The sequence below is a fragment of the Cohaesibacter celericrescens genome (genome assembly GCF_002866925.1).
Classification (GTDB): Bacteria; Pseudomonadota; Alphaproteobacteria; order Rhizobiales; family Cohaesibacteraceae; genus Cohaesibacter; species Cohaesibacter celericrescens.
In genome coordinates, this window is sequence record NZ_PKUQ01000014.1 from 21,343 (window position 1) to 45,089 (window position 23,747).

The following is a 23,747-nucleotide window of genomic DNA, read 5'->3' on the forward strand; positions in this document are numbered from 1 at the left end:
GCCTCTGTTTGTTTCTACCTTCCAGCGCTGTTGTGTTTTTTGGCCCAATGATCAAGGGATGGCCTATGTGCAATCCAGATAATAATCCTGATGCTTCACACCAATTGTCTTCAAATGCCAAGGCCGAAAGCCCTGAGCGGCGAAGCTTTATGATACGAGGCCTTTGGGGTCTGTGTGGCTGTGTTGGCTTGATTGTGAACAGCGATATGGTCGTGGCGCAGTCTGTGAGTGCTGATCCGTCTGACCAAACGCCGTTCGGAACGCCGATGCCGCATGATCGTGACAGTTGTCCGGTTTGTGGTATGTTTCCTGCTCGTTATCCCGATTGGATTGCTACGGTTTTGTATCGTGATGGACATGCCGATCATTTTGATGGCGCCAAGGATATGTTCAAATATCTATTGGACATGGAGAAATACGCATCAGGGCGCAAGCAACAAGACATCTTGCGCATTGGCGTGACCGACTATTATGCTACGGCGCGTATTGATGCCCGCACCGCGCTCTATGTAGCTGGGTCGGACGTTCTGGGGCCGATGGGGCATGATCTGATTCCGCACCTGGATCGCTTTGATGCTGATGAGTTTATGAAAGATCACAAAGGACAGCGTCTACTCACCTTTCAGGAGGTGACCATGGAATTGTTGCTGGCGCTTGATCGTGGGGAGATCCCTTCTCAATGATGCAGCGACCTTCTTTTTATGCGCTAGCCTTATGGGGCCTGTTGATCACGCTGATGTTTCTAGTGCTGATGCATGGTGCCTTATCTGAGGGTCCCATGCGTTTGCAATTGTTTCGAGAAAGCTTGGTGCGCCCGTTGGGGCTGAGTGATCTGGCGCTTTTTACCGAAGCGCGCTATACACGGCATCCCTCAATGGCCGATTTTCATTCTGCCTTTCAGGATCACCCCACGTCGCTTGATCATTTCCCGACGGGATCTCTGATCGCGCCTCCCAATCATCTGCTGCATAGGGAGGTCCGGCCATGACTGCTGTGACGGCCCGGGGTTCTTATATGCGGCGTCAGCTCTATTTGATGGATTTTACTCTGTCATCGATGCGGCGTCGCTGGGCTCGCAATCTTATTTTGTTGTTGGTTTATGTGTTGGTGGTTTTTCTGCTTGCGTCGGTGATGTTTTTCTCAAACGCCATTCGCAACGAAGCGGCACTGTTGTTGAAAGCTGCGCCTGAGATCACGGTACAAAGGTTGAAAATGGGGCGGCATGATCTGGTGCCCCTGAGTTATCTTGAAGCCATTGGAAAAATCCGTGGGGTGCGCAAGGCAGAAGGGCGTTTGTGGGGGTATTTTTATGATCGTTCGAGCCGTGCCAATTACACCTTGATGGTGCCCGGGGCTGATAAAGCTGGTCTTGCCCTTGAAAAAGGGCAGACCATTTTGGGTGAGGGCGTGGCACGCCTTCGTAGGGTTGAAAAGGGCCGCATATTGACCCTTCCATCGCCCACAGGCAGGCCGATGGTGTTGCGGATCAAAGATATTTTGAGCAGCGAGTCTGCGCTTGTGAGCTCTGATCTGGTGTTGGTGTCCGAGGAAGATTTTCGTCGTTTCTTTGAGCTTGAGCCAGACGTTTATACAGATCTGGTGCTGCATGTGCGCAATGAGCGTGAGGTAGCGACCATTGTTGGCAAAGCGTCTTATCGGCTGCCCGACGCACGCTTTGTGACGCGTAATGATATTTTGCGGACCTACGCCTCTATTTTCTCATGGCGAGAGGGCATTATGTTGGCGCTGCTCGGTGGCGCTTTGCTGGCTTTTGCGATCTTCGTTTTTGACAAAGCTTCGGGGCTCTCGGCAGAGGAAAAACGAGAGATTGGCATCCTGAAAGCGGTGGGCTGGGAAACCGGTGATGTGATGGCGATGAAAATTTGGGAAGGTGCCTTTGTTTCTTTAACGGCCTTCATGATGGGCACAATCGCCGCCTATTTTCATGTGTTTTTTCTCAATGCGAACCTGTTGCAGCCGATTTTGCAAGGATGGGGGGTGCTTTATCCGAAGTTTAGCCTGATGCCATCGGTTGATGGTTTGCAGTTGGTGACGCTTGCAACCTTCACCATCGTTCCTTTTACCGCCGCGACGTTGATACCCATTTGGCGCGCCGCGATAACTGACCCCGAGCAGGTGATGCGATGATTAGGCTTGATGGCGTTAGCAAAATCTACAATCAGGGACAGACCAATGAGACCTTTGCGGTGCGCGATGTTTCACTGACACTGCCGCTCGATGCGACCATTGTATTTAAAGGCCCTAGCGGGTCTGGCAAAACCAGTTTGTTGAGCATGATTGGCTGTCTTTCTCGTCCGAGTGAGGGGCGTATTTATCTCAATGGCGACATCCTGTCCGGTCTGCCCGAGCATTTCATGACAGAGATTCGACGGGCGCAATTTGGTTTTATTTTTCAGCGGTTTAATCTGCTGCGTGGATTGTCGGTGTTGGAGAATGTGATGATCCCTGCCTATCCATTGGGGATGGACCACAGTGCACTCACACAACGGGCAATGGCGCTGTTGACGCAGTTGCAATTGCAACACAAGGCGCGCGTATCAACCGAGTTGCTATCTGGTGGCGAAGCCCAACGGGTTGCGATTGCGCGGGCTTTGATCAATAGCCCGTCTATTGTGATTGCCGATGAGCCGACTGCCAATCTTGACGGAGCCCTGACCGAACAATTTCTCGCAATTATGGCGTCGCTGCGTGCCGAGGGTAAAACGGTCATCCTGTCCAGCCACGATCCACGCATCTGGAAGTCTGATGGGGTCAATATTATTGTATCGATGCAAGATGGCTGCTTGGTCGATGTTGGGGGGAAAGACACGCTTTCTGACTATCGATGCAATGACGATCAGTGCGGCGAGGAGGCAACATGATTTTTCAAAGCGCCATTATGGCTCTTTTGTTGTCTTCGTTGCTTGACAGTTTGATCCTTGTTTGGGCTGCGCTGTTTGCGGTGTCGTTGCTCAAACATTGGGATGCAGCCAGCGGTCATGGTCGCCAAATCACTTTGGAGCGCCGAACCTATTTGGTTTCGACTGCTTTGGTCTTTGTGATGTTGGTTGAATTGATGAGCTTGATCTTGTTTGTCTATAATGCAGATCGCATGGCGGTGATGTTTGTTGGCGCGATGTGCGCGGTTGGAACACTCAATGTCAATGCCTATGGTTTCCCGGCTCTGTTGTTCAAATTGGCCGCTTTCTTTGGCTCTTTTGTCTGGTTGGTCCTGCATCATGTGGATGGCAAGGGACGTGATTATCCGTTTATGCGATTCAAATACTGGTTCCTGATCGGACTTGCGCCCGTCATGGTGTTTGGTGCGGTGTTGCAGCTGGTCTATTTTCTCTATCTTGAAGCCGATGTCATCACCTCTTGCTGCTCTCGGATTTTCACACCAGAAGTGTCCGGTATTGAAGCGCAACTGGCGTCGCTCGATCCCAAACTGGCTTTGTGGGTGCTATTTGCCGGTTTGGGTGTTTTGAGCCTGTTGGCAAGCGTCAGCTTTATAAGGATTCGACTGTCTTGGCTGTATGCGCTGTTCTGTCCGGTCTATTTTGTTGGTGCTATCACGGCCATTATTTCGGTGATTGCGCCCTATATTTATGCCCAGCCTCACCATCATTGCCCCTTTTGTATCCTCAAACCGGAGTATGACTTTATTGGTTATGGGCTTTATCTCTGCCTGTTTGTTGGCACGGCTTTTGGATTGTCGGCGGGGGCCTTGTCATTGCCGATCAAGGCGGTGAAGGCGGCCAGTCTCAAGCAACATCTACCGCGTGTGCTGTATGCCTGTATCAGTTTGTCCATCGGTGGGTTTTTGGCATTTGGCGGCCTTTGCCTCTTCGCAATCTGGTCTTCTCAGCTGGTGTATTTTCGATGATTGAACTGGATAAAAAATAACCCCGGTCAGACAGTGTCTGCCGGGGCCAAGTTTTTTCACTGCATCAAACAGATCACAAGGGCTTAAGCGCGACCGTGATTTTGCAGCACCTTAATATAGTTTGCTCGCTCATAGCTTTCCGGATTGGCAATGCAAATGTGGCTGAGTTTGCCGCGCATGATATCAAGCGATGTCAGATCACGTGCATCCAGCCAGTCAACCAGTCCATCGGAGAGCACCTTCATATGCTCCAACCCGTGGCGCAAAAGGGACGATGTGGTCATGACGACATCGGCACCGGCCAGAAGATATTTCACAACATCTTCGTGTGTTTCGACACCAGTGGTTGCTGCCAAGGAAGCATTGGTGCGACCCGCCAAAATGCCGATCCACAAAAGTGGCAATCGCATTTCAAAGGATGTCGATAATTCCAAACTTGGTTCGATACTTAGCTTTTGCGTGTTGATGTCTGGCTGGTAAAAGCGGTTGAACATCACCAGACCCTTCGCTCCGGCTTTGACCAACTCAGAGGCCATCGAGCCGAGAGAGCTAAAGTAGGGACCGATTTTGACCGAGACAGGAATACTAACCACCGACGTTACAGCTTTGACAATGTCAATATAGCGCTGCTCTACTTCTTGTCCCGATATTGTTGGGTCAGATGGAACAAAGAAAATATTCAGCTCGATGGCATGGGCTCCAGCCGCCTCAATGTCACGGGCAAAATTCACCCAGCCACTGGTGTGGATGCCATTCAGGCTGGCGATGACCGGAATATCAAGACTGGCGACGGCTTGCTCGATCAATGTGATCTGTCGGGTGGTATCAAAGGCATAAGACGACAGGGTCGGGAAGTAGCTCAAGGCTTCGCCTGAGGATTCCGAATTGCTGTCGATCAGCGCATCCAGCACTTCCTGTTCTTGCACGATCTGTTCTTCAAAGATCGAGGGCAGGACGACGGCACCCGCGCCATAGTCCTGCAGAGCTTTGAGATTGTCCAGATGGGCATTGAGGGGGCTGGCACTTGCCACGAGAGGGCTTTTAAGTGTCAGGCCGAGATAGTTTGTTGTCAAATCCATATCAGCCTCCTTTACAACTTGCTGCCAGCGCCAAGAACCCGTGATGGGTCTGGACCAGCGTTCATTTGAGAGAATTCCTCATAGGACTGGAACTTCTCGTGAATGGCTTTCTGTGCCTCTTCCAGCAATGCAGTGGCCTCTCCAGGGCGACTGGCGGCCAGCGCGCTGTAACGCAATTCACTATAGGCATAGTCCTGGAATGGGAGGTTGGGCCTGGGTGAATCAAGCATGAATGGAGGCTGTCCCATGTCATAAAGCGCAGGGTCATAGCGCAGCAGCGGCCAATATCCAGATGCAACCGCCTTGTCCTGCTGGTTCAGGCCATTGCGCAGATTGTAGCCATGGGCGATGCAATGGCTGTAGGCCAAGATGATTGAAGGTCCATCATAGGCTTCGGCTTCACGGAAGGCTTGAAGAGTTTGTTGTGGGTTGGCTCCGAAGGCCACCTGAGCGACATAAACATTGCCATAGGCAATCGCTTGCATGGCAAGATCTTTACGTTGGGTTCGTTTGCCCGCCGCAGCAAATTTCGCGATGGCCCCCAATGGGGTGGCCTTGGATGCTTGGCCGCCTGTGTTGGAGTAAACCTCGGTATCCATAACCAGAATGTTGACGTTACGCCCGCTGGCCAGCACGTGGTCAAGGCCGCCGTAACCAATGTCATAGGCCCAGCCATCGCCGCCGACAATCCAGACAGAACGGCGCACCAGATGATCAACAACAGAGAGTAGGTGATCAACCTCGGAGTTGCCCTTCATGGTTAGCAGTTTGGTCTTCAGAGATGCGATCCGTTCTCGTTGGTTCCGTATTTCTGATTCACGGATTTGCGGTGCTTCCAAAATATCAGCGACTAGCTCTTCACCAAGTTTGCTAGCCAGTTGCTTTATCAAGCCGGAGGCGACTTCGAGATGTTTGTCCGCAGCGAGTCGGAAGCCCAAACCAAATTCGGCGTTGTCTTCGAACAGTGAGTTGGCCCAAGCCGGTCCGCGGCCCTCTTCGTTTTTCGTCCAAGGAGTGACCGGCAGGTTGCCGCCATAGATTGAGGAACAGCCGGTGGCATTGGCGACCATCAAGCGGTCCCCGAACAACTGGGAGAGCAGTTTGACATAAGGGGTCTCGCCACAACCGGCACAGGAACCAGGAAATTCGAACAAGGGCTCAAGGAACTGAACGCCGCGAACGTTGGCAAAGTCAACGCGGGAGCGGTCGTTGATGGGCAGGGTTTCGAAAAAGCTGAGACTGTCACGTTGATATTCAACCAGATCACCGCTGGCGGTGGTCTTGTCATGCATATTGATGGCCTTGACGCCGGGTTCAATCGGGCTGGTCGCTGGACAGGCTTCAACGCAGAGACCGCAGCCTGTGCAATCCTCTAGATAGAAGGCAAGCGAGAAGTGAGCGCCGGGGTAGCCGCGCGCATTGACCGGAGCCGATTTGAAGGTATCCGGCGCTTTTTCCAGTGCATCATCATCGAAGTATTTGGCGCGAATGACCGAGTGTGGGCAAACAAAGCTACACTGACCACATTGGATGCACATCTCCTGTTCCCAGATGGGGACTTCTTCGGCGATGTTGCGTTTTTCCCATTGTGCTGTGCCAGAAGGGAAGGTGCCGTCGACAGGCAATGCGCTGACGGGGATGTTGTCGCCTAGGCCTTCCATCATTTGGGCTGTCACTTTGCGCACGAATTCTGGCGCACGTGGCGGCACGATGGACGTGCGGTTTAAAGCACCTGACGGTTGGTCGGGCACAGTCACTTCGGTCAATCCAGCCAAAGCGCCATCAACTGCGGCAAAATTCTGCTCGACGATGTGGCTGCCTTTGCGGGCGTAGGATTTCTTGATCGATTGTTTGATTTTGGCGATGGCTTCATCACGTGGCAAGACGCCCGAAAGTGCAAAGAAACAGGTTTGCAAGATCGTATTCGTACGAGAGCCTAGCCCCACTTTTCGTGCTGCGGAAGATGCATCAATGACAAAGAATTTCAGCTCTTTGTCGATGATCGTCTGCTGCATGTCGGTTGGCAGGTGCGCCCAGACTTTGTCCGCAGGGAAAGGGCAGTTTAGCAAGAATGTTGCACCCTTGGCTGCCAGTCTTAGCATGTCCATTTTTTGGGTGAAATGGAATTGGTGGCACGCAACAAAATTGGCGCTGGCAACAAGATATGGGGCGTTGATCGGTTTGGGACCAAAGCGCAAATGCGAGACGGTGACGGAGCCTGATTTGTTGGAATCATAGACGAAGTAACCCTGCGCATAGCGCCCATCTACGCCAGCGATGATTTTTACGCTGTTTTTGTTGGCCCCGACGGTGCCGTCGGCACCAAGGCCGTAGAAGACAGCACGAACCACATCATCTTTTTCAATGTCATAGCTGGTATCAACGTCGAGGCTGAGGTGAGTGACATCATCATTGATGCCGACAGTGAAGTTGTTACGCGGTGCGTCTTTGCCCAACTCTTGGAACACGGCTCTTGCCTGAGCGGGGGTGAAATCTTTCGATGATAGGCCATAGCGACCGCCAACGATGCGGGGCATGGTTGCCCATTCGCCTTGTGCAACGGCTTGGGCCATAGAGGCGATAATATCAAGATAAAGCGGTTCGCCAGTTGCGCCTGGTTCTTTGTTGCGGTCAAGCACAGCGATCTTTTTCACGCTTGTGGGCAGAACGGCCAACATATGTTTGACGGAAAAAGGTCGATAGAGGCGGATTACCAAGAGCCCGACCTTTTTGCCTCTGGCGAGCATTTCTTCAACCGTTTGCTGTACGATCTCAATACCAGACCCCATAGCGACGATGACGCGTTCTGCGTCCAGTGCGCCGTAATAGTCAAACGGTTTGTACTGGCGTCCAGTATGGGTCGCGAGGCGGTCCATCGCGTCTTCAACGATTTGCGGTACGTCGTTATAGAATGTGTTGGAGGCCTCTCGGCCCTGAAAAAACACATCCGGATTTTGCGCTGTGCCGCGCACCACCGGATTGTCCGGGCTCAGAGCGCGTGCGCGGTGGGCACGGACCAGATCGTCATCGATCATATCACGGATTTGATCATCGTCGATCATGTCGATGGTGTTGACCTCATGAGAGGTGCGGAACCCATCGAAAAAGTGCATAAACGGAACGCGGGATTTGAGTGTTGCGGCGTGGCTTACCAGCGCCATGTCATGGGCTTCTTGTACCGAGGCAGAGGCCAACATGGCAAAGCCCGTAGAGCGAGCCGCCATGACGTCGGAATGATCACCAAAAATTGACAAGGCATGGGTGGCAATGGCGCGGGCCGCGACATGGAACACGGTAGGGGTCAGCTCGCCTGCCACCTTGAACATATTGGGAAGCATGAGCAACAGCCCTTGCGAGGCCGTGAAGGTTGTGGTCAGGGCACCCGCTTGTAACGCGCCGTGCAGGGTGCCTGCTGCGCCTGCTTCGCTCTGCATCTGTTGCACAACAGGAACGTTGCCCCAGATGTTCTTGATACCGGCAGAGGTCCATTCGTCTGCCAGTTCAGCCATATTGGAGGAAGGCGTGATGGGATAGATCGCGCAGACTTCATTGACCCGGTAGGCGATATGGGCAACCGCTGTGTTGCCGTCCATTGTATCTTGTTTTGGGGAATGCTCAGACATTGGGGCGTGCCTCCATGATCATGTCGATGGCGTGACAAGGGCATTGGTCATAACAAACCGAGCAGCCGGTACATTTGTCCCAATCGACGGTGTAGCCTCTATTTCTGCCAAGTTTGATGATGGCCCCTTCGGGGCATGCCGCCAAACAATTGTCGCATTCATAACAGTCGCCGCATGAATAGCAGCGCTGGGCCTCATACCGGGCTTCTTCCTCGGTTAGGCCTGACAGGACTTCGCCGAAATTCTCGACGCGTTTTTTTGCTGAAACTTCGGCTTGTTCCGAAGAGTCTGCATCGGAATAGACCGGCAGGTTCAGTTTGTCGAATGTGACAATGTCGGTCGGAAGCGGTTCTTGATAGGTGGTGCCAGCCAGCCATGCGTCGATATGGCGAGCGCCTTTTTTGCCGTGCCCTGTTGCTATGGTCACGGATTGATCACCGGGGACCATGTCGCCACCGGCGAATACACCCGGTACATCGGTCATTTGATTGGGGCCAACAACGACGGTGCCGTTTGAAGAAAAGACCAGTCCGGGCACTTTGTTCAAGAAAGTGCTTTCGGTCTGTTGGCCGAGGGCTAGAACGACTGCATCTGCTGACAGGGTGTCAAATTCACCGGTTGGTTGCGGTCTGCCGGTTTCATCAATTTCCATGCGTTCGACGGTGAGTTCGGAGCCTTGAATTTCTTTGATGGTAGTTAGCCATTTGATTTTAACACCTTCGGCCATCGCCTCGTCAGCTTCAAAATCATGGGCAGGCATATGTTCCCGATCGCGGCGATAGACAATCATGGTCTCGGCGGCGCCAAGGCGTTTGGCTGTGCGGGCCGCATCCATTGCGGTGTTGCCACCGCCATAAACAATGACCCTGCGGCCAAGGAGAGGCGGATGTCCATCTGATGTGTCGTGTAACAAATTAACGGCATCGAGCACTTGGACTGCATCGCGGGCCGGTATGTCGACCCGGCGGCTCATTCCTGCCCCGATGGCGATATAGGCTGCATCGAAACTGCCCAGTTCCATCTCTTCCAGCAGGTCCGTGACCTTGTGGTTGGTTACGATCTTGACGCCGAGTGCTTCGATGCGTGCCACTTCTTGAGCGAGTTCTTCGCGCGGCATCCGGTAGGCTGGAATGCCAAAATGCATCATGCCACCAGCAATGGGGCCTGCTTCAAAGATTTCGACTTCGTGGCCCAAGCGTGCCAAATGATAGGCAGCAGACAGACCGGATGGTCCTGCGCCTACAATGAGAATTTTTTTGCCACTGTCAGGGCGGATTTTTTTGAAGGCCCAGTTTTCTTTGTTGGCCAAGTCACCCAAAAAGCGCTCCACTGCGTGGATGGAAACCGAATCGTCTACCTGACCTCGGTTGCAGCCTTGTTCGCAAGGATGATAGCAAACCCGGCCATGCACAGCAGGCATAGGGTTTTCAGCTGTCAAGATTTCCCAAGCTTTGTGATAGTCGCCTGCTTGAGCCGCTGATAGCCATTCGCGAATGTTTTCGCCAGCAGGGCAGACATTGCTGCAGGGTGGAGTCAGAGTGACATAACGAGGCTTTTTTTGTCGCGTTGGGCCTGCGCCGGAGGGGATGGTCAAGTCGACAACTGGCGTGAAGTCCTGATGTTTGGAACTCATGAAATGGGCCCTTCTGTGGGTGCATTGGTCTTTTTCTGGCTTAGATAGTTCACTGCACAGAGGCGTTGATTTTGATCAATTGGCAAAATTTGATATGCAGATTTGCGGTGTCGGAGACATGGTGTTAAATGAATTTGAATATTCGAATAATTCTAAGCTGCTGTAAAGTCATGCCAATTTTAAAGAAAGGGCTCCGTAATTTCGGCTTTTCTAGCGAGGAATAATAATGCTGCAGATTTAGAGATGCTTTGAATACATTAAAGTATACTTTAAATTTGTGATGCCGTAACGAATATGCGTAATTTTGTTGTTGGGGGAAACCAGTAGAGAGGTCCTTCAAATGGTGCCTAATTGTAACAAAACGGGGGCCATTGATCTGCGTTGGCTTGATTTGGCTGTATTTGGTGAATGCGACAGATGTTGAATATCAATGCCTTGTTCTTGGGACTAAAGACTTGGTCAGCACTTTGGTTTTGCGGGACAAATTTGTGGCAAGCCCAGATATATAGAGCACTCCATGCTTGAATGTCGAACGCGGGTTGGCGCATAGTGCGCTCGCGTGGAGCAGGTTTCTTACTCCCGATAAGCCTCGTTACGCGATTTAGTATTTTGGCAATTGTTCGGTTGGTACTGAATGATTGAGATTTTGAACCACTTGGCCTTTTCTTTGATGAGATCTGCCCCGTTGGGCGATCTTCAACGAAAGGGCTGGCAGCCCGGCTGCTTCAAGTTTTACGTATATCCCATTGAGAAATGATCCTGCCAAGTCAGGCACTTTTCAAGTTAGGCAGCTTTTAATTGGGTGTGCGCTAAGGAATTCGAGAACCGGAAAGGTAATTAATATGGCAGATCAAACCACCCCTGATATCATTTATACGACTGTAGACGAAGCGCCAGAACTGGCGAGCGCATCGTTCTTGCCAATTATTCGCGCCTTTGCAGATGCTGCAGGCATTAAGGTTGGCACCAAGGATATTTCCCTTGCTGGTCGAATTATTTCCACCTTCCCGGAAAATCTGACTGATGCCCAGCGTCAAAGCGACGATCTGGCTGAATTGGGTGAGTTGGTAAAAACTCCAGGCGCCAACGTGATCAAGTTGCCAAACGTATCTGCTTCTGTGCCCCAGTTGGTTGCCGCTATCCAAGAGCTTCAAGCGCAGGGCTATAATCTGCCGAGCTATCCAGAAGAGCCATCAAATGCAGATGAAGAAGCAATCAAGGCTCGTTATGATGCAATAAAGGGCTCTGCCGTAAACCCGGTTTTGCGTGAAGGCAACTCTGATCGCCGTGCTGCAAAAGCCGTGAAAAATTATGCTCAAAAGAACCCGCATTCGATGGGCAAGTGGGCATCTGACAGTAAAACGCATGTTGCGTCTATGTCAGGCAACGACTTTTATGCCAATGAGAAAGCCGCGACCTTGACTGCCGATCAGGCTGGTGCCGCGAAAATTGAATTTGTCGCTAAAGATGGCGCTGTGACCGTTTTGAAAGATGGTTGGGTGTTGGGTGATGGCACCGTGGTTGATGGGACTTTTATGTCCGCAAAGGCTTTGTCTGCTTTCCTTGCTGAAGAAATTGAAAATACCAAAAAAGACGGCATCATGTTCTCGTTGCACATGAAGGCCACGATGATGAAGGTTTCAGACCCCATCATTTTTGGGCACGCAGTGAAAGCTTGGTTGGCCCCTGTTTTTGACAAATATGGCGACGCTCTGGCGGCCGCCGGTGTGAATCCCAACTCTGGTATGGGCGACGTTTTGGCTCGGATTGCCGAAATGCCGAATGCGGCTGAAATACAGGCAGACATTGATGCGCTGAATGCAGAGCGTCCGTCCATTTATATGGTAGACAGCGACAAAGGTATCACCAACCTGCATGTGCCTTCTGATGTTATTATCGATGCGTCCATGCCTGCTGTTATCCGTGCTGGCGGTAAAGGCTGGGACGAGACCGGATCCAAGGGCGATTTGAATTGCGTCATTCCGGATAATTGTTACGCAACCATCTATGATGAAAGCATCAAATTCTTCAAAGAAAATGGTGCATTGGATGTTGCTACCGCTGGTTCAGTTGCTAACGTTGGTCTGATGGCCCAGAAAGCCGAAGAATATGGTTCTCATCCAACCACTTTCGAGGCCCCTGCAGAGGGTAGCATTCGTATCGTTCTTGCCAACGGAGAAGCATTGCTGAGCCATGATGTTGAAAAAGGCGATATCTGGCGCGCTTGCACTGTGAACAAAGCGCCTATTGAAAACTGGATCCAACTGGCTTTGGATCGTCAGCGTCTTACAGGATCTGAGGCAATCTTCTGGCTCGATGCCAACCGTGCCCATGATGCAGAGTTGATCAAATATGTGACGCCTGCATTGGAAGCGGCTGGCGTTGCTGACAAGTTTTCTATTATGGCGCCGCGTGAAGCGACCCGTGCTTCGTTGAACACTATCACTGCAGGCAAAGATTCCATTGCCATCACCGGCAATGTGTTGCGTGATTATCTGACCGATCTGTTCCCGATCCTTGAACTGGGTACTTCGGCCAAAATGCTGTCGATTGTTAAATTGATGAATGGTGGTGGCTTGTTCGAGACGGGCGCAGGCGGGTCTGCACCAAAGCATGTTCAGCAGTTGGTTTCTCAAAACCATTTGCGCTGGGATTCAATGGGTGAATTCTGTGCCTTGGGTGAAAGCCTGAATTTCTTGGCTGACAGCAAAGGTAACAGTAAGGCTGGCGTGCTTGGCGTGGCAGCGGAAGCTGCAACACAGGGCATTCTGGACAACAACAGATCACCGTCCCGTAAAGTGGGTGAGCCAGACAATCGTGATAGCCATTACTGGTTTGCGCGATATTGGGCTGAGGCTCTGACTGCCCAGACAGACGATGCCGCATTGGCAGCCCATTTTGCGCCCATTGCAAAAGCGCTGGCTGAAGGTGAGACTGCAATCTTGGCTGAGTTGGCCGCGGCGCAGGGCCCAGCTGCTGACATTGGTGGTTATTACCACCCCGCCGCTGAGAAAAAAGCCTCGGTTATGCGCCCAAGCGCGACGTTTAATGCGATTATTGGCTGATCTGTAAGCTCGTTTATGTCGTTTAGAAAGCGCCCGGTTCTGCCGGGCGCTTTTTTTGTCGCGGGATGAAGAGGAGGCTATGACTTGATTTCTGATGTTATCAGGCCAATGCTGATCCCCTTGCAAATTGACTGATGAGACTGTGATGGATAGCAGACCGCCGTTTGGCTTACGCAATCGCCATATCAATACGATTTTTGGTAACAATGGACCGCGCAAGTGGTTGGTGGCCAAGCGGGCCAAACAAATGAACGCGGCCAGTACAGAGGTAGTTTTGAACTGTAGTGATGGCGTGAGATTGCATGGATTACACACTCCAGGGCGGGACCCATCGCGCGGCATGATCGTGCTGCTGCACGGGTGGGAGGGCAATGCCAACTCCACTTATTTGCAATCTGTCTCAGCAGCTTTGTATGAACAGGGCTTTTCAATTTTTCGGCTGCATATGCGGGATCATGGCCCTAGTCATCATCTCAATCATGATCCGTTTTTGGCCGTTCGCTTAACCGAAATACTGGACGCGATGGAGCAAATCTGCATGATCTATCCGCATCGCTATGTCGGGTTGACCGGATTTTCTCTAGGGGCAAATCTGGTGGTGCGGGTGGCGGCCAATCTGGCGGATCGCGGGATGCACGTGGATCAGGTCGTTGCTGTGTCGCCGCCGATTGATCCAGAGCAGGCGGCTTTTTCGATCCAGAAATTCTTTATCTATAATCGCTATTTCTGCGCCAAATGGCAAAGGTCGTTTGAAAAGAAGATCGCCTTGTTTGAGGACTATCAGGCCCATACAGATTTGCTTGGCCACACTGACATTATAGCTATGCATGAGGATTTTGTGCCGCGCTTTTCAAATCATGCAACCGCTTCAAGTTACTTTCGTGCTTATGCGCTCAATGAGCACAATCTCAAACGAATGGATGCGCCTTGCCACATTGTTATGGTTGAGGATGATCCGATTATTCCCGTCGAGAGCAGCGCTTTATTACCAAAGCTGGACGGTATGACTTTGCAAATTGTGCCCTATGGCGGGCATTGCGGGTTCCTGTCGGGCTATCACCTGAATAGTTGGATTGACGGGGTATTGGTTGATTTGTTCTGTTGACGCAGGCTTGCCTGTTGATTTTTTGTCGCTACGCGCCTCGACGCGTTTTAAAGCTTTCGATCTCGTTGTCGATGCGATTTTCTGTCTGAACTCTTTGGTCAGGTGTTGTGCGATAAGGAAAAATGCTGATAAATCAACCTTTAAGAGAAATTGTTTTTTGATGTTTGGGCAGGACTATGCTGTGGCCGCCGGCATTCTACCCATAATCTAAGTCCTTATTATAGGCTTCATATGCATTCATCTCAGGCGTCGCGCAGGAGCTATGCAATACATGAATTTGACTGTGAGCGTCGTTTGGTGCAAATGAAGTGAAACTAAAGGCTAATTTGCCTATTCGGGGGCAGTCATTCCCGAATATTGGTGAATAGTGTTGAACGGGCCAGGGATGCAATCATCCTGTCACATAGAACCGTTTCAACGACGTGCCTGTTTGTATGTATGGTTATTGGAGAGAAAAATATGATTCGTATCGGTCTTTTTGGTGCTGGCCGCATTGGACAAATTCATGCCAGAGCTGTAAGTGCTATGGATAAGGTGGAGATCGTTGCAATTCATGATCCTCGCGACGAAGCCGCCGCCTATATTCAGGCGCTGACCGGTGCCCGGCGCGCGACCTTGTTGGAAATTGTAGACGACCCCCAGATCGATGCTGTCATTATTGCTTCTCCGACCGATCAGCATGCCGAGCAAATCCTTGAAGCAGCTCAAGGTGGCAAGCATATCTTTTGCGAAAAACCAATCGATCTAAATTTAGCCAAAGTACGAGAATGCGTTGCCGCCGTTGAAAAAGCGGGTGTCAAAATGATGATCGGGTTTAACCGTCGTTTCGATACCAATTTTGATGCTGTCAAGCGTAACATTAAAAATGGTGAAGTGGGGGAAGTCGAGCTGGTGCAAATCACCTCGCGTGACCCCTCTGCTCCTCCGCTAGACTATTTGAAATCTTCGGGCGGTATTTTTATTGATATGATGATCCATGATTTCGACATGGCTCGTTATGTGCTGGACGACGAGATTGTTGAAGTCTTTGCCACGGGTTCCGTGTTGACTGATCCTGAGATTAGCAAAATTGGTGATCTGGACACAGCAACCGCAACCCTACGATCAGCTTCAGGCAAAATCGTCACGATCACGAATAGCCGTCGTGCAAGCTATGGCTATGATCAACGCGTTGAAGTGCATGGCTCCAAGGGTATGGTTCGGGCAAACAACCTGCGCGGTACAGCCGTTACGCTCGCTAACAAACAAGGGTATCGCAGTGATCCACTGCTCGACTTCTTTATGGAGCGGTACGCTCTGGCCTATAAAGCCGAGTTGCAGACATTCTGTCGTTTGGTGGCAGGACAGGATGAAGCCTATCCCAATCAAATTGACGGGCTGAAAGCCATGGAGCTTGCTACAGCGGCCGCTGAATCCTTTAAAAAGGGTCGGGCGATCAAAATCGGCAAGTAATCTGGGTTATTTCACCTCCTGTTGAATTGAAAAGGCCGCTTTGTAGCGGCCTTTTTTGTTTGGTCAAGGCTGATAGGGGTTAGATCGGGTTGGCAAAGCCGACCATAATCTGCCTTAAGCCCAGCGCCGCGCCTGCGATAATGGCGATCAGGGTGACTGGTCCACTGTAGGAGAGGACGGATATGGCAGACAAGCCTTGACCGATTGAGCAGCCAACGGCTGTTACCGCTCCGACGCCCATCAAGCCCGCCCCAATGATCTGCCGGCGCAATTCCCTCGGGTCTTCACAGGCTTCCCAGCGAAAGTGACCCTTGATCAAGCTGCCAATGAATGCGCCGATCCAGATGCCTGCTACCGAACCGATGCCAAAACTCAGCTCGCTGCCTGAAGCCGTCATGATATAGAGAATGGACTCTCCAATGGGACCGGAAAAGGTGTGGGTGGTCACTGGGACTGCGTCGAAACTGTCGGTTGATACCCATTGGGTACCCCACCAGCCCGAGACAATGGCCAAACCGACGATGACGCCCCAAATAAGCGTTTTACGGCTTTGCCTGACATGGCTTGGATAAATGGCGATGATCAAAAGCAACAGACCGATTGTGATGCCGACGGCTGCGGTGGAAATACCGGTGAGGGCTGAGAGGTCATTTGCAATGCCGGGTAGTGCGGGGCTTGATTGCTGGGGTGGAAACAGCCAAACACGCCCATAGGCGAGGGGGCCAGAGATGGTGGCATAGGCACATATTCCCATGACAACCACAATGACAAAGGCGCGTAAATCGCCGCCGCCTAAGCGGGCCAGTGCACCAAAGCCGCAATTGCCCGAGATGGCCATGCCGTAGCCAAACAGTAAGCCTCCAGCGATGCTTTGCATCGGATACCAATGCTGATTGAGATAGGGTGTGCTGGCAAGGTTCAGAGCACCGAACTGGACAAGACCAAAGCTTCCGATGATAGCAACGCCAATCGCAATGCCCCACATCCGCAGGCGCAAATCCGAGCTGGAATAGAAATAGTCTTCAATGGCACCAAGGGTGCAAAATTGCCCCAACCTTGCAGCAAGGCCAAGCGAAATGCCGCCGAACAAGCCGATTGCAGTCACAAGTATAGGTGCACTGAAAAAATCAGTCATCGCAGGTTTCCTCCCTAAGCCGCCACACTTTTTGTATGTTCGGCTTGCCTAGGCGATGTGATTTTTATTTTTCGCCCTGATCTTCATCCCGACAAAACAAGTCGTAGACGACTTCCATTATTTGTTTTGGGCGATCATCGGTCAAGCGGTAATAGATGGACTTTCCTTCGCGGCGTGGTTCGATCAAGCCTTCGAGGCGCAGGCGGGAGAGCTGTTGGGACACCGCAGCTTGTCGCGCGGAGAGCAAATCTTCCAATTCGGTGACAGATTTTTCGCCCGTTACCAAATGGCACAGGATCATCAGTCGGCCGTCATGCCCAATGGCCTTGAGAAAGTTGGACGCAAGGTTGGCATTGCGCGCCATTTTATCCAAGTCAGCTTCATCCATATTCTCGCGAAAAACGGGTAGAGGCATTGTTTGTCACCGAGCGTTGTTGTCTTGTTGTCGTTCCAATTCGACCGATGCCGATTTATCTACAGATGCGAGCAATTGTGCAAGTAGGCCCCAGAAAAAATCTTCGCCAGGATAACCCTCAATGCGTCCTTTTTCCGTCCCGTCCACAAGCAAAATGAATGTGGGCGTATAGAAAAAACCACGCGTCAGTTTGAAGCTCGACGGGAGCGATGTTTGTTTATCGATTCGTCGCAAAGGGGCGCGTTTCCCCTCGCTCGACTTGGGGTAGATGGGTCCAATTTCCTTATTCCATCGGGCACACCAGACACACCCTTCTGCTTCGACCATTAGTAATTCCATACCGACACCCGTGGGTTCAACGGGAGCTGCGCTTGCAGGCGCACAGGCCAGAAAAATCAGAAATAGGAGTGAATGTATCATAATCATCATATTCATATTGACGCAGATCGGAATACATAATTTAATTTGAATATGTGAATTTTACAAGCGATAGGAGTCTGATTTGCTAGATGTAACGCTTTGGGGAGCCTTGTTGGCAGGACTTTTGTCATTTTTATCTCCATGCATTCTGCCCATCGTCCCATTTTATTTGAGTTATTTGGCGGGTGTCGGCATGAACCAGATCTCCGCTGATGCTGAGATTGATGGGACTGTGCGTCGTAGGGCCATCTTGGCGGCCATTTGTTTTGCAGCCGGTGTGATCTCCGTTTTCATGATGTTGGGCATGGCCGCGTCGATATTCGGGCAATTTGTGCGGGAGTATTTCGACATTCTGCGCTGGGTTGCGGCAGCGGTCATTATTGTAATGGGGTTGCATTTTCTCGGGATCATGCGCATCGGCTTTCTATATCGGCAGTTTCGTAGCGATGCGGGGTCAACAAGCAGTGTTGGCTATGCTGGGGCTTATCTCATTGGGCTTGCTTTTGCCTTCGGTTGGACGCCGTGTGTCGGGCCGGTGCTTGCCTCTATCCTGTTTATGGCGGCAGGGGCGGATGCCGCCCAGTCGGGCGCTGTGCTGTTGTTTGCCTATGGATTGGGGATGACCTTGCCTTTTGTGTTGGCTGCTATGTTCATAGGACCCTTCATGCGCTGGATGGCGGGGTTCCGTAAGCATCTTGGGTTGATCGAGAAGATTATGGGGGGAATGCTGATATTGTTTGGTGTTTTGATTGCCACCAACAGCATCAACTATATCGCGCAATGGATGATTGAAACATTTCCGATTTTTAGTGCAATTGGCTGATGCGCTCTACCGGAGCTTTTAAAATTGGAAAGATAACCAACATGAGGAGGGGAGGCCTCAGACTATGAAACATGTGATTGGAATTTTCGCAGCACTGCTGCTGTTCGTTGGTATTACGACGGGGGCGGTAGGTCCGGCATGGTCCGAAATGGGTGATGACGGATTGCACAAAACATCATGGATGCGAGACACCTTTAAGGATCTTTCAGAAGATTTGGCCGAAGCAACCGCTGAGGGCAAGCGGCTGATGATTATCATCGAGCAGAGGGGCTGTATCTATTGTAAAAAGATGCATGAAGAGGTTTTTCCTCGTTCTGAAATTTCCAGCTTTATCGAAGAGAATTTCTTTGTCGTGCAGATCAATATGTTCGGCGATGTGGAAGTGACAGATTTTGACGGCGAAGCTCTGCCGGAAAAAGAGATTGTAAAAAAATGGGGTGCTCTGTTTACGCCCACTCTGATGTTTTTCCCTGAAACTGTCAGTGGCGACATGCCAGCAAATCGAGCTGCAGTCGTGCAAATGCCGGGGGCCTTTGGCCGGCATACGACCCTCAACCTTCTCAATTGGGTGATGGAGAAGGGCTATGAGGGCGAAGAAAGCTTTCAAAAGTATCACGCTCGTAAATTTGCTGCGCAGCAACAGTGAGATAACGATGTCTAATGAGACTTTGGCCTGATTGCCAAATGTATGTCTCTGACACATTATGAAATTCAGTTTTTTGAATTTGTTCTTGTGGAATCGTAAAAGATGAGGCTAAATACCTCAATAATACGCAAAAAGACGTAGCTAAACGCTAAGAGCAACAAAGAAAGAAACAGACGCGATCAGTCGCAGGACCAGTGACGGGAGAGCGTCTGATCTAGGGGAGGACCGGAATGAAACATATAGCTTGGGCAGCATTTGCCCTGATCCTTGGTTCCAGTGCTGCGATGGCCGATGTGGTCAAACCCGGCGATGTGACCTTTGATGAAGGGGCGGTTCCTGCGCCCTTGACGGGTCAAGCGGGTGTGGCCGAAGAAGGCCGCAAAACCTTCATCAGTCGCAAATTGGGCAATTGCCTTGCTTGTCACGAAAATAGCGAGATGAAACTGGAGCAATTCCACGGAGAGGTTGGACCAAGCCTCGATGGTGTTGCTGATCGCTGGAATGAGGCAGAGCTTCGCGGCATCATCATTAATTCCAAAAATACATACGAAGGCACCATCATGCCGGGTTTTTATGTGGGAGAGGATTTTCCACGCACAGCCAAGCAATTTAAAGGCAAAACCATACTTACGGCGCAGCAAGTTGAAGATGTTGTCGCCTATTTGAAAACACTTAAAGAACAGTGAGTGGGAGCGAGTTTGGCAGGCACCGGCCTGCCCTTGTGGCTCTTTTCGTCAATGGAGGTTTGAAATGACATACACACGCAGGGACGTTCTTGCGATTGGCACGGGTGCTGTGGTTGCAGCGAGCTTTATAAGCTTGCCCGCTCTTGCTACTGGGACCGATGATGCGATAGCGGCTTTTACTGGCGGCAAAGAGGTGACTGAGGGCGGTGTTGATCTGTCTGCACCAGAAATTGCGGAAAATGGCAACACTGTGCCTGTTGAGGTGAGCGCTAAAGGAGCCGTCTCTATTATGCTTCTGGCTGCTGGTAACCCGACGCCCGCGGTTGCAACTTTCAAGTTTGGCCCTCTCAATCCATCACAGTCTGCATCGACCCGCATTCGTCTTGCCACCACGCAGGATGTTGTTGCGATTGCGCAGATGGCGGATGGTTCATTTCGCAGCGCCAAATCGACTGTCAAAGTTACCATCGGCGGTTGCGGTGGTTAAAAACTGAGCATTGTGTCCGAACGCAGGTTCGACGATCACATTGCAACTCTTTGTTTTTGCATTTTCAACCGGCGAGCACAGATCATTCGCATGAAAATGCACTCGGGAAGGATCATTTAAATGGCTAAGGGCGTAAAACCTCGCGTTAAAGTTCCAAAAAAAGCGGCGGCTGGCGACAGCATTACGATCAAGTCTCTGATCAGCCATAAAATGGAATCGGGTCAACGCAAAGATGGCGACGGCAACCTCATTCCGCGCTCCATCATCAATCGTTTCACCTGTGATTTTAACGGTGAAAATGTAATTGACGTCACTCTGGAACCTGCGATTTCGACCAATCCATATATCCAGTTTGACTCGCTTGTTCCGGAAGCCGGTGAGTTTCATTTCACTTGGTATGACGATGACGGGTCGGTCTATGAAACCAAAAAGAAAATAAAGATCGCCTGACCAAGATATTGACCAATATATCGGGCGTTGTTGCCGCGATTTTCGGATTGAGGAACCCGGATTTTGGCAGGCAAGTGCGCTTTAAAACAAAGAGGTTGATGTCGGTGTGGCTTCCTGTCCGCATCGCTGTCGACCGATAGAGGGAGGACCGTTTGATGGGCAAAGGACCATTTCTGCTTTCGCTGGCTCTGGGTGCCGTATTGGCATTGGGAAGCCACACAGCCCAAGCAGACGAAGATGCCAAACTGGTTATTGAAGGCCAGGAACTTGTGACCAAAACCGAAGCCCCAGCACATTTGCAAGAAAATCTGGATGAGATCTATTCAGGCTGGGTTTTCCGCTCTAGTGAGACACAGGCGCTACAGTTGGATGATTTTGAGAACCCCGCTTTTGTTTTCATTGATCAAGCCGTTGATGTGTTTGAAACGGCGGAAGGCACTGCGGAAAAAGCGTGTTCTGACTGCCATGCTGATGTTGAGGATTTCAAGGGGCTGCGCGCTTCGATGCCGCGTGTCAAAGACGGTAAGCTGCAGACCATGGAAGACCAGATCAACCAGTGCCGCACCGAACAAATGGGTGCCAAAGCTTGGGGATGGTCCAGCACTCAGATGCAATCCATGGTGACTCTTGTGGGTCTGCAGTCTCGTGGTATGCCGATGAATGTGACAATTGATGGCGATGCCAAGCCGTTTTGGGAGCAGGGTAAGGAAATCTATTATACCCGCCATGGTCAATTGAATATGTCTTGCTCCAATTGCCACGAAGACAACTACGACAACAACATCCGCGCTGACCATCTCAGTCAGGGGCAAATTAATGGCTTCCCGACCTATCGCTTGAAAAATGCCAAGCTTAATTCGGTGCATGATCGCTTTAAGGGCTGCATTCGCGACGTGCGTGCAGAGCCTTATAAAGTTGGTTCTGACGCGTTCCGTGCCTTGGAACTCTATGTGTCTTCCCGCGCAAATGGTTTGTCCATCGAAACACCTGCTGTTCGTAACTAAGTCCTGCCACTCCCGCGTCTTGCTGGCGCGGGAGTGTTCTTAGTTAGTACATTCACGTATGCGAATATGTAAAATATTTCATAGGATGATCGATTATGATTTCCCGTCGCGATTTTCTTCAGGTCAGCATGGCTGCTGCCTCGCTCTATGGTTTGTCAGGCTTTGGTTCTTGGTCCCGCGTGGCCGCACAGCAGGCTTTGACCCAAGATCAACTGCTGCAATTTGACAATTTTGGCAATTTGTCGCTGATTCATATTACCGATATTCATGCGCAGCTGAAGCCGATCTATTTTCGCGAGCCCGAAATCAATCTGGGCGTAGGAAACAACAAAGGTAAGGTGCCACATGTCACGGGGGCCGACTTCCGCAGGATCTATGGCATCGCTGACAATACACCGGCGCAATATGCCCTGACCCATGAGGATTTTTCCTCGCTTGCCAAAGCATATGGCCGTGTTGGCGGTCTGGATCGTGTGTCCACCGTGATCAATGCCATTCGTGCCGAGCGCCCTGATGCACTTTTGCTGGATGGTGGCGATACATGGCACGGCTCCTATTCCTGTTATCACAGCCAAGGCCAGGACATGGTCGACGTGATGAATGCCTTGAAACCAGATGCGATGACCTTCCACTGGGAGTTCACGCTTGGCTCTGATCGTGTCAACGAGATCATTGAAGATCTGCCCTTTGCAGCGTTAGGGCAGAATATTTTTGACGCGGAATGGGATGAACCCGCGGAAATATTCAAACCCTATAAATTCTTCGAACGGGGTGGGGTTAAGGTTGCCGTGATTGGCCAGGCTTTCCCGTATATGCCGATCGCCAATCCGGGTTGGATGTTCCCCGAATACAGCTTTGGTATTCGGGATGAACATATGCAGGAAATGGTTGATGAAGTGCGGGCCGCAGGGGCGGAGTGCGTTGTCTGTTTGGCGCATAACGGGTTTGATGTCGACAAGAAGATGGCGGCTCGTGTGAAGGGGATTGATGTTATTCTGTCCGGCCACACCCATGATGCATTGCCAGAACCGGTGCAGGTTGAGCAAACCTTTATTATTGCATCCGGCTCGAATGGCAAATTTGTCTCTCGTATTGATCTTGATATCCGCGATGGGGCGATGAAAGGCATTCGCCACAAATTGATCCCGATCTTCTCTGATGTGATCGCGCCTGATCCTGTTGTCAGCAAGGTGATTGAGGATGTCCGGGAGCCCTATAAAGTCGAGATGGAAGAGGTTATCGGTCAGACCGAAAGTCTTTTGTATCGCCGCGGAAATTTCAACGGCTCGTGGGATGATTTGATTTGTGATGCCCTGATTTCAGAGCGAGACGCAGACATTGCGATGTCACCAGGCGTGCGCTGGGGCCCTAGCTTGTTGCCGGGGCAAGACATCACGCGTGAAGACATCTGGAATGTTACGTCAATGAGCTATGGTCAGGCCTATCGTTCTGAAATGACGGGTGAATTTATCCATGTGATTTTGGAAGACGTGGCAGATAACCTGTTCAACCCAGACCCCTATTACCAACAAGGCGGCGACATGGTGCGCACGGGTGGTCTTGGATATTCCATCGATATTTCTAAAAAACAAGGCGAACGCATTACCGATCTGACCCTGTTGTCGACGGGCGAAAAACTTGATCCGGCTAAAAACTATATGGTTGCGGGTTGGGCTAGCGTCAATGAAGACACTGAAGGTCCTCAGATCTGGGATGTCGTTGAAAGCCATATTCGCAAAAAGGGCACTGTTAGCGTGTCGGAGAATAACAGCGTCAAAGTGACCGGAATCTGATTTTGCAGGTCTGATTGATGTTTTGAATGTGAGAGAGGGGTAGGA

General features: G+C 51.1%; 21 protein-coding genes. 15 read left to right on the plus strand and 6 right to left on the minus strand.

What is annotated here, in order from left to right; all coding sequences use genetic code 11:
* Window positions 1-65: 65 nt before the first annotated feature.
* From C0081_RS07450 to C0081_RS07470, 5 genes are read left to right on the plus strand one after another with little or no spacing between them, the layout of a single operon-like run.
* Complete coding sequence (locus C0081_RS07450) at window positions 66-683, plus strand: nitrous oxide reductase accessory protein NosL (RefSeq protein ID WP_210200430.1); 618 nt, start codon at window positions 66-68, stop codon at window positions 681-683.
* Entirely contained in the window at window positions 680-988 is a 309-nt protein-coding gene (locus tag C0081_RS07455) for a hypothetical protein (protein WP_210200431.1), read from the plus strand. The genes C0081_RS07450 and C0081_RS07455 overlap by 4 nt, the downstream gene beginning before the upstream one ends.
* The gene (locus tag C0081_RS07460) at window positions 985-2,148 is read left to right on the plus strand and encodes an ABC transporter permease (RefSeq protein ID WP_101533195.1); all 1,164 of its coding nucleotides are present in this window, start codon (window positions 985-987) and stop codon (window positions 2,146-2,148) included. The genes C0081_RS07455 and C0081_RS07460 overlap by 4 nt, the downstream gene beginning before the upstream one ends.
* A complete protein-coding gene (locus tag C0081_RS07465) occupies window positions 2,145-2,882 on the plus strand; it encodes an ABC transporter ATP-binding protein (protein ID WP_101533196.1) in 738 nt (245 codons plus the stop codon). Before C0081_RS07460 ends, C0081_RS07465 begins: the two co-directional genes overlap by 4 nt.
* Window positions 2,879-3,886, plus strand: a complete 1,008-nt coding sequence (locus tag C0081_RS07470; RefSeq protein WP_101533197.1) for a hypothetical protein — start codon at window positions 2,879-2,881, stop codon at window positions 3,884-3,886. Before C0081_RS07465 ends, C0081_RS07470 begins: the two co-directional genes overlap by 4 nt.
* An 83-nt stretch (window positions 3,887-3,969) precedes the next feature.
* On the opposite strand, the gene C0081_RS07475 is transcribed toward C0081_RS07470, so the two are convergent.
* From C0081_RS07475 to C0081_RS07485, 3 genes are read right to left on the minus strand one after another with little or no spacing between them, the layout of a single operon-like run.
* Window positions 3,970-4,965, minus strand: coding sequence for a dihydroorotate dehydrogenase-like protein (locus tag C0081_RS07475; protein ID WP_101533198.1), 996 nt, complete (start codon window positions 4,963-4,965; stop codon window positions 3,970-3,972).
* Window positions 4,966-4,976: 11 nt separating this feature from the next.
* On the minus strand, window positions 4,977-8,588 hold the full coding sequence (gene nifJ, locus C0081_RS07480; protein ID WP_101533199.1) for a pyruvate:ferredoxin (flavodoxin) oxidoreductase: 3,612 nt from the start codon (window positions 8,586-8,588) through the stop codon (window positions 4,977-4,979).
* Window positions 8,581-10,221 (minus strand): NAD(P)-binding protein, encoded by a 1,641-nt coding sequence (locus C0081_RS07485; RefSeq protein ID WP_101533200.1) that lies wholly within the window; start codon window positions 10,219-10,221, stop codon window positions 8,581-8,583. Before C0081_RS07485 ends, nifJ begins: the two co-directional genes overlap by 8 nt.
* 842 nt (window positions 10,222-11,063) lie before the next feature.
* Here C0081_RS07485 and C0081_RS07490 point away from each other — a divergent pair.
* The 3 genes from C0081_RS07490 to iolG all read left to right on the plus strand — a co-directional run bounded on the left by C0081_RS07490 (window position 11,064) and on the right by iolG (window position 15,843).
* A complete protein-coding gene (locus C0081_RS07490) occupies window positions 11,064-13,286 on the plus strand; it encodes an NADP-dependent isocitrate dehydrogenase (RefSeq protein WP_101533201.1) in 2,223 nt (740 codons plus the stop codon).
* A 145-nt stretch (window positions 13,287-13,431) separates the two neighbouring features.
* On the plus strand, window positions 13,432-14,391 hold the full coding sequence (locus tag C0081_RS07495; RefSeq protein WP_101533202.1) for a YheT family hydrolase: 960 nt from the start codon (window positions 13,432-13,434) through the stop codon (window positions 14,389-14,391).
* Window positions 14,392-14,850: 459 nt separating this feature from the next.
* Window positions 14,851-15,843 carry an inositol 2-dehydrogenase gene (gene iolG / locus C0081_RS07500; RefSeq protein WP_101533203.1) on the plus strand — a complete coding sequence of 331 codons (993 nt, stop codon included), beginning with the start codon at window positions 14,851-14,853 and terminating at the stop codon, window positions 15,841-15,843.
* A 79-nt stretch (window positions 15,844-15,922) separates the two neighbouring features.
* Here iolG and C0081_RS07505 read toward each other — a convergent pair whose 3' ends face one another.
* From C0081_RS07505 to C0081_RS07515, 3 genes are all read right to left on the minus strand, one after another.
* The gene (locus tag C0081_RS07505; RefSeq protein ID WP_101533204.1) at window positions 15,923-16,978 is read right to left on the minus strand and encodes a YeeE/YedE family protein; all 1,056 of its coding nucleotides are present in this window, start codon (window positions 16,976-16,978) and stop codon (window positions 15,923-15,925) included.
* Between the two features lie 64 nt (window positions 16,979-17,042).
* A complete protein-coding gene (locus C0081_RS07510) occupies window positions 17,043-17,393 on the minus strand; it encodes an ArsR/SmtB family transcription factor (RefSeq protein WP_101533205.1) in 351 nt (116 codons plus the stop codon).
* A 6-nt stretch (window positions 17,394-17,399) separates the two neighbouring features.
* Entirely contained in the window at window positions 17,400-17,813 is a 414-nt protein-coding gene (locus C0081_RS07515; RefSeq protein WP_180966801.1) for a thioredoxin domain-containing protein, read from the minus strand.
* An 82-nt stretch (window positions 17,814-17,895) separates the two neighbouring features.
* On the opposite strand from C0081_RS07515, the gene C0081_RS07520 reads away from it, so the two are divergent.
* The 7 genes from C0081_RS07520 (at window position 17,896) to soxB (ending at window position 23,702) form a co-directional block, all read left to right on the plus strand.
* Window positions 17,896-18,636 (plus strand): cytochrome c biogenesis CcdA family protein, encoded by a 741-nt coding sequence (locus C0081_RS07520; protein ID WP_101533206.1) that lies wholly within the window; start codon window positions 17,896-17,898, stop codon window positions 18,634-18,636.
* A gap of 64 nt (window positions 18,637-18,700) precedes the next feature.
* Entirely contained in the window at window positions 18,701-19,282 is a 582-nt protein-coding gene (locus tag C0081_RS07525) for a thioredoxin family protein (protein ID WP_180966802.1), read from the plus strand.
* A 230-nt stretch (window positions 19,283-19,512) separates the two neighbouring features.
* Entirely contained in the window at window positions 19,513-19,968 is a 456-nt protein-coding gene (soxX, locus tag C0081_RS07530; protein WP_101533207.1) for a sulfur oxidation c-type cytochrome SoxX, read from the plus strand.
* 64 nt (window positions 19,969-20,032) lie between these two features.
* Window positions 20,033-20,455 carry a thiosulfate oxidation carrier protein SoxY gene (gene soxY / locus C0081_RS07535; protein ID WP_101533208.1) on the plus strand — a complete coding sequence of 141 codons (423 nt, stop codon included), beginning with the start codon at window positions 20,033-20,035 and terminating at the stop codon, window positions 20,453-20,455.
* A gap of 120 nt (window positions 20,456-20,575) precedes the next feature.
* Window positions 20,576-20,905, plus strand: a complete 330-nt coding sequence (gene soxZ / locus C0081_RS07540) for a thiosulfate oxidation carrier complex protein SoxZ (protein WP_101533209.1) — start codon at window positions 20,576-20,578, stop codon at window positions 20,903-20,905.
* A gap of 155 nt (window positions 20,906-21,060) precedes the next feature.
* The gene (gene soxA, locus C0081_RS07545; protein WP_101533210.1) at window positions 21,061-21,909 is read left to right on the plus strand and encodes a sulfur oxidation c-type cytochrome SoxA; all 849 of its coding nucleotides are present in this window, start codon (window positions 21,061-21,063) and stop codon (window positions 21,907-21,909) included.
* 95 nt (window positions 21,910-22,004) lie between these two features.
* Window positions 22,005-23,702 (plus strand): thiosulfohydrolase SoxB, encoded by a 1,698-nt coding sequence (gene soxB / locus C0081_RS07550; protein WP_101533211.1) that lies wholly within the window; start codon window positions 22,005-22,007, stop codon window positions 23,700-23,702.
* Window positions 23,703-23,747 lie beyond the last annotated feature (45 nt).

Coding starts and splice junctions, on each gene's coding strand:
- soxY (WP_101533208.1), top strand. CDS start 20,033: ATGACATACACACGCAGGGACGTTCTTGCGATTGGCACGGGTGCTGTG.
- C0081_RS07455 (WP_210200431.1), top strand. CDS start 680: ATGATGCAGCGACCTTCTTTTTATGCGCTAGCCTTATGGGGCCTGTTG.
- C0081_RS07450 (WP_210200430.1), top strand. CDS start 66: ATGTGCAATCCAGATAATAATCCTGATGCTTCACACCAATTGTCTTCA.
- C0081_RS07525 (WP_180966802.1), top strand. CDS start 18,701: ATGAAACATGTGATTGGAATTTTCGCAGCACTGCTGCTGTTCGTTGGT.
- C0081_RS07505 (WP_101533204.1), bottom strand. CDS start 16,978: ATGACTGATTTTTTCAGTGCACCTATACTTGTGACTGCAATCGGCTTG.
- soxX (WP_101533207.1), top strand. CDS start 19,513: ATGAAACATATAGCTTGGGCAGCATTTGCCCTGATCCTTGGTTCCAGT.
- nifJ (WP_101533199.1), bottom strand. CDS start 8,588: ATGTCTGAGCATTCCCCAAAACAAGATACAATGGACGGCAACACAGCG.
- C0081_RS07470 (WP_101533197.1), top strand. CDS start 2,879: ATGATTTTTCAAAGCGCCATTATGGCTCTTTTGTTGTCTTCGTTGCTT.
- C0081_RS07475 (WP_101533198.1), bottom strand. CDS start 4,965: ATGGATTTGACAACAAACTATCTCGGCCTGACACTTAAAAGCCCTCTC.
- soxA (WP_101533210.1), top strand. CDS start 21,061: ATGGGCAAAGGACCATTTCTGCTTTCGCTGGCTCTGGGTGCCGTATTG.
- C0081_RS07485 (WP_101533200.1), bottom strand. CDS start 10,221: ATGAGTTCCAAACATCAGGACTTCACGCCAGTTGTCGACTTGACCATC.
- iolG (WP_101533203.1), top strand. CDS start 14,851: ATGATTCGTATCGGTCTTTTTGGTGCTGGCCGCATTGGACAAATTCAT.
- C0081_RS07515 (WP_180966801.1), bottom strand. CDS start 17,813: ATGATACATTCACTCCTATTTCTGATTTTTCTGGCCTGTGCGCCTGCA.
- C0081_RS07465 (WP_101533196.1), top strand. CDS start 2,145: ATGATTAGGCTTGATGGCGTTAGCAAAATCTACAATCAGGGACAGACC.
- C0081_RS07510 (WP_101533205.1), bottom strand. CDS start 17,393: ATGCCTCTACCCGTTTTTCGCGAGAATATGGATGAAGCTGACTTGGAT.
- C0081_RS07490 (WP_101533201.1), top strand. CDS start 11,064: ATGGCAGATCAAACCACCCCTGATATCATTTATACGACTGTAGACGAA.
- soxB (WP_101533211.1), top strand. CDS start 22,005: ATGATTTCCCGTCGCGATTTTCTTCAGGTCAGCATGGCTGCTGCCTCG.
- C0081_RS07460 (WP_101533195.1), top strand. CDS start 985: ATGACTGCTGTGACGGCCCGGGGTTCTTATATGCGGCGTCAGCTCTAT.
- soxZ (WP_101533209.1), top strand. CDS start 20,576: ATGGCTAAGGGCGTAAAACCTCGCGTTAAAGTTCCAAAAAAAGCGGCG.
- C0081_RS07495 (WP_101533202.1), top strand. CDS start 13,432: ATGGATAGCAGACCGCCGTTTGGCTTACGCAATCGCCATATCAATACG.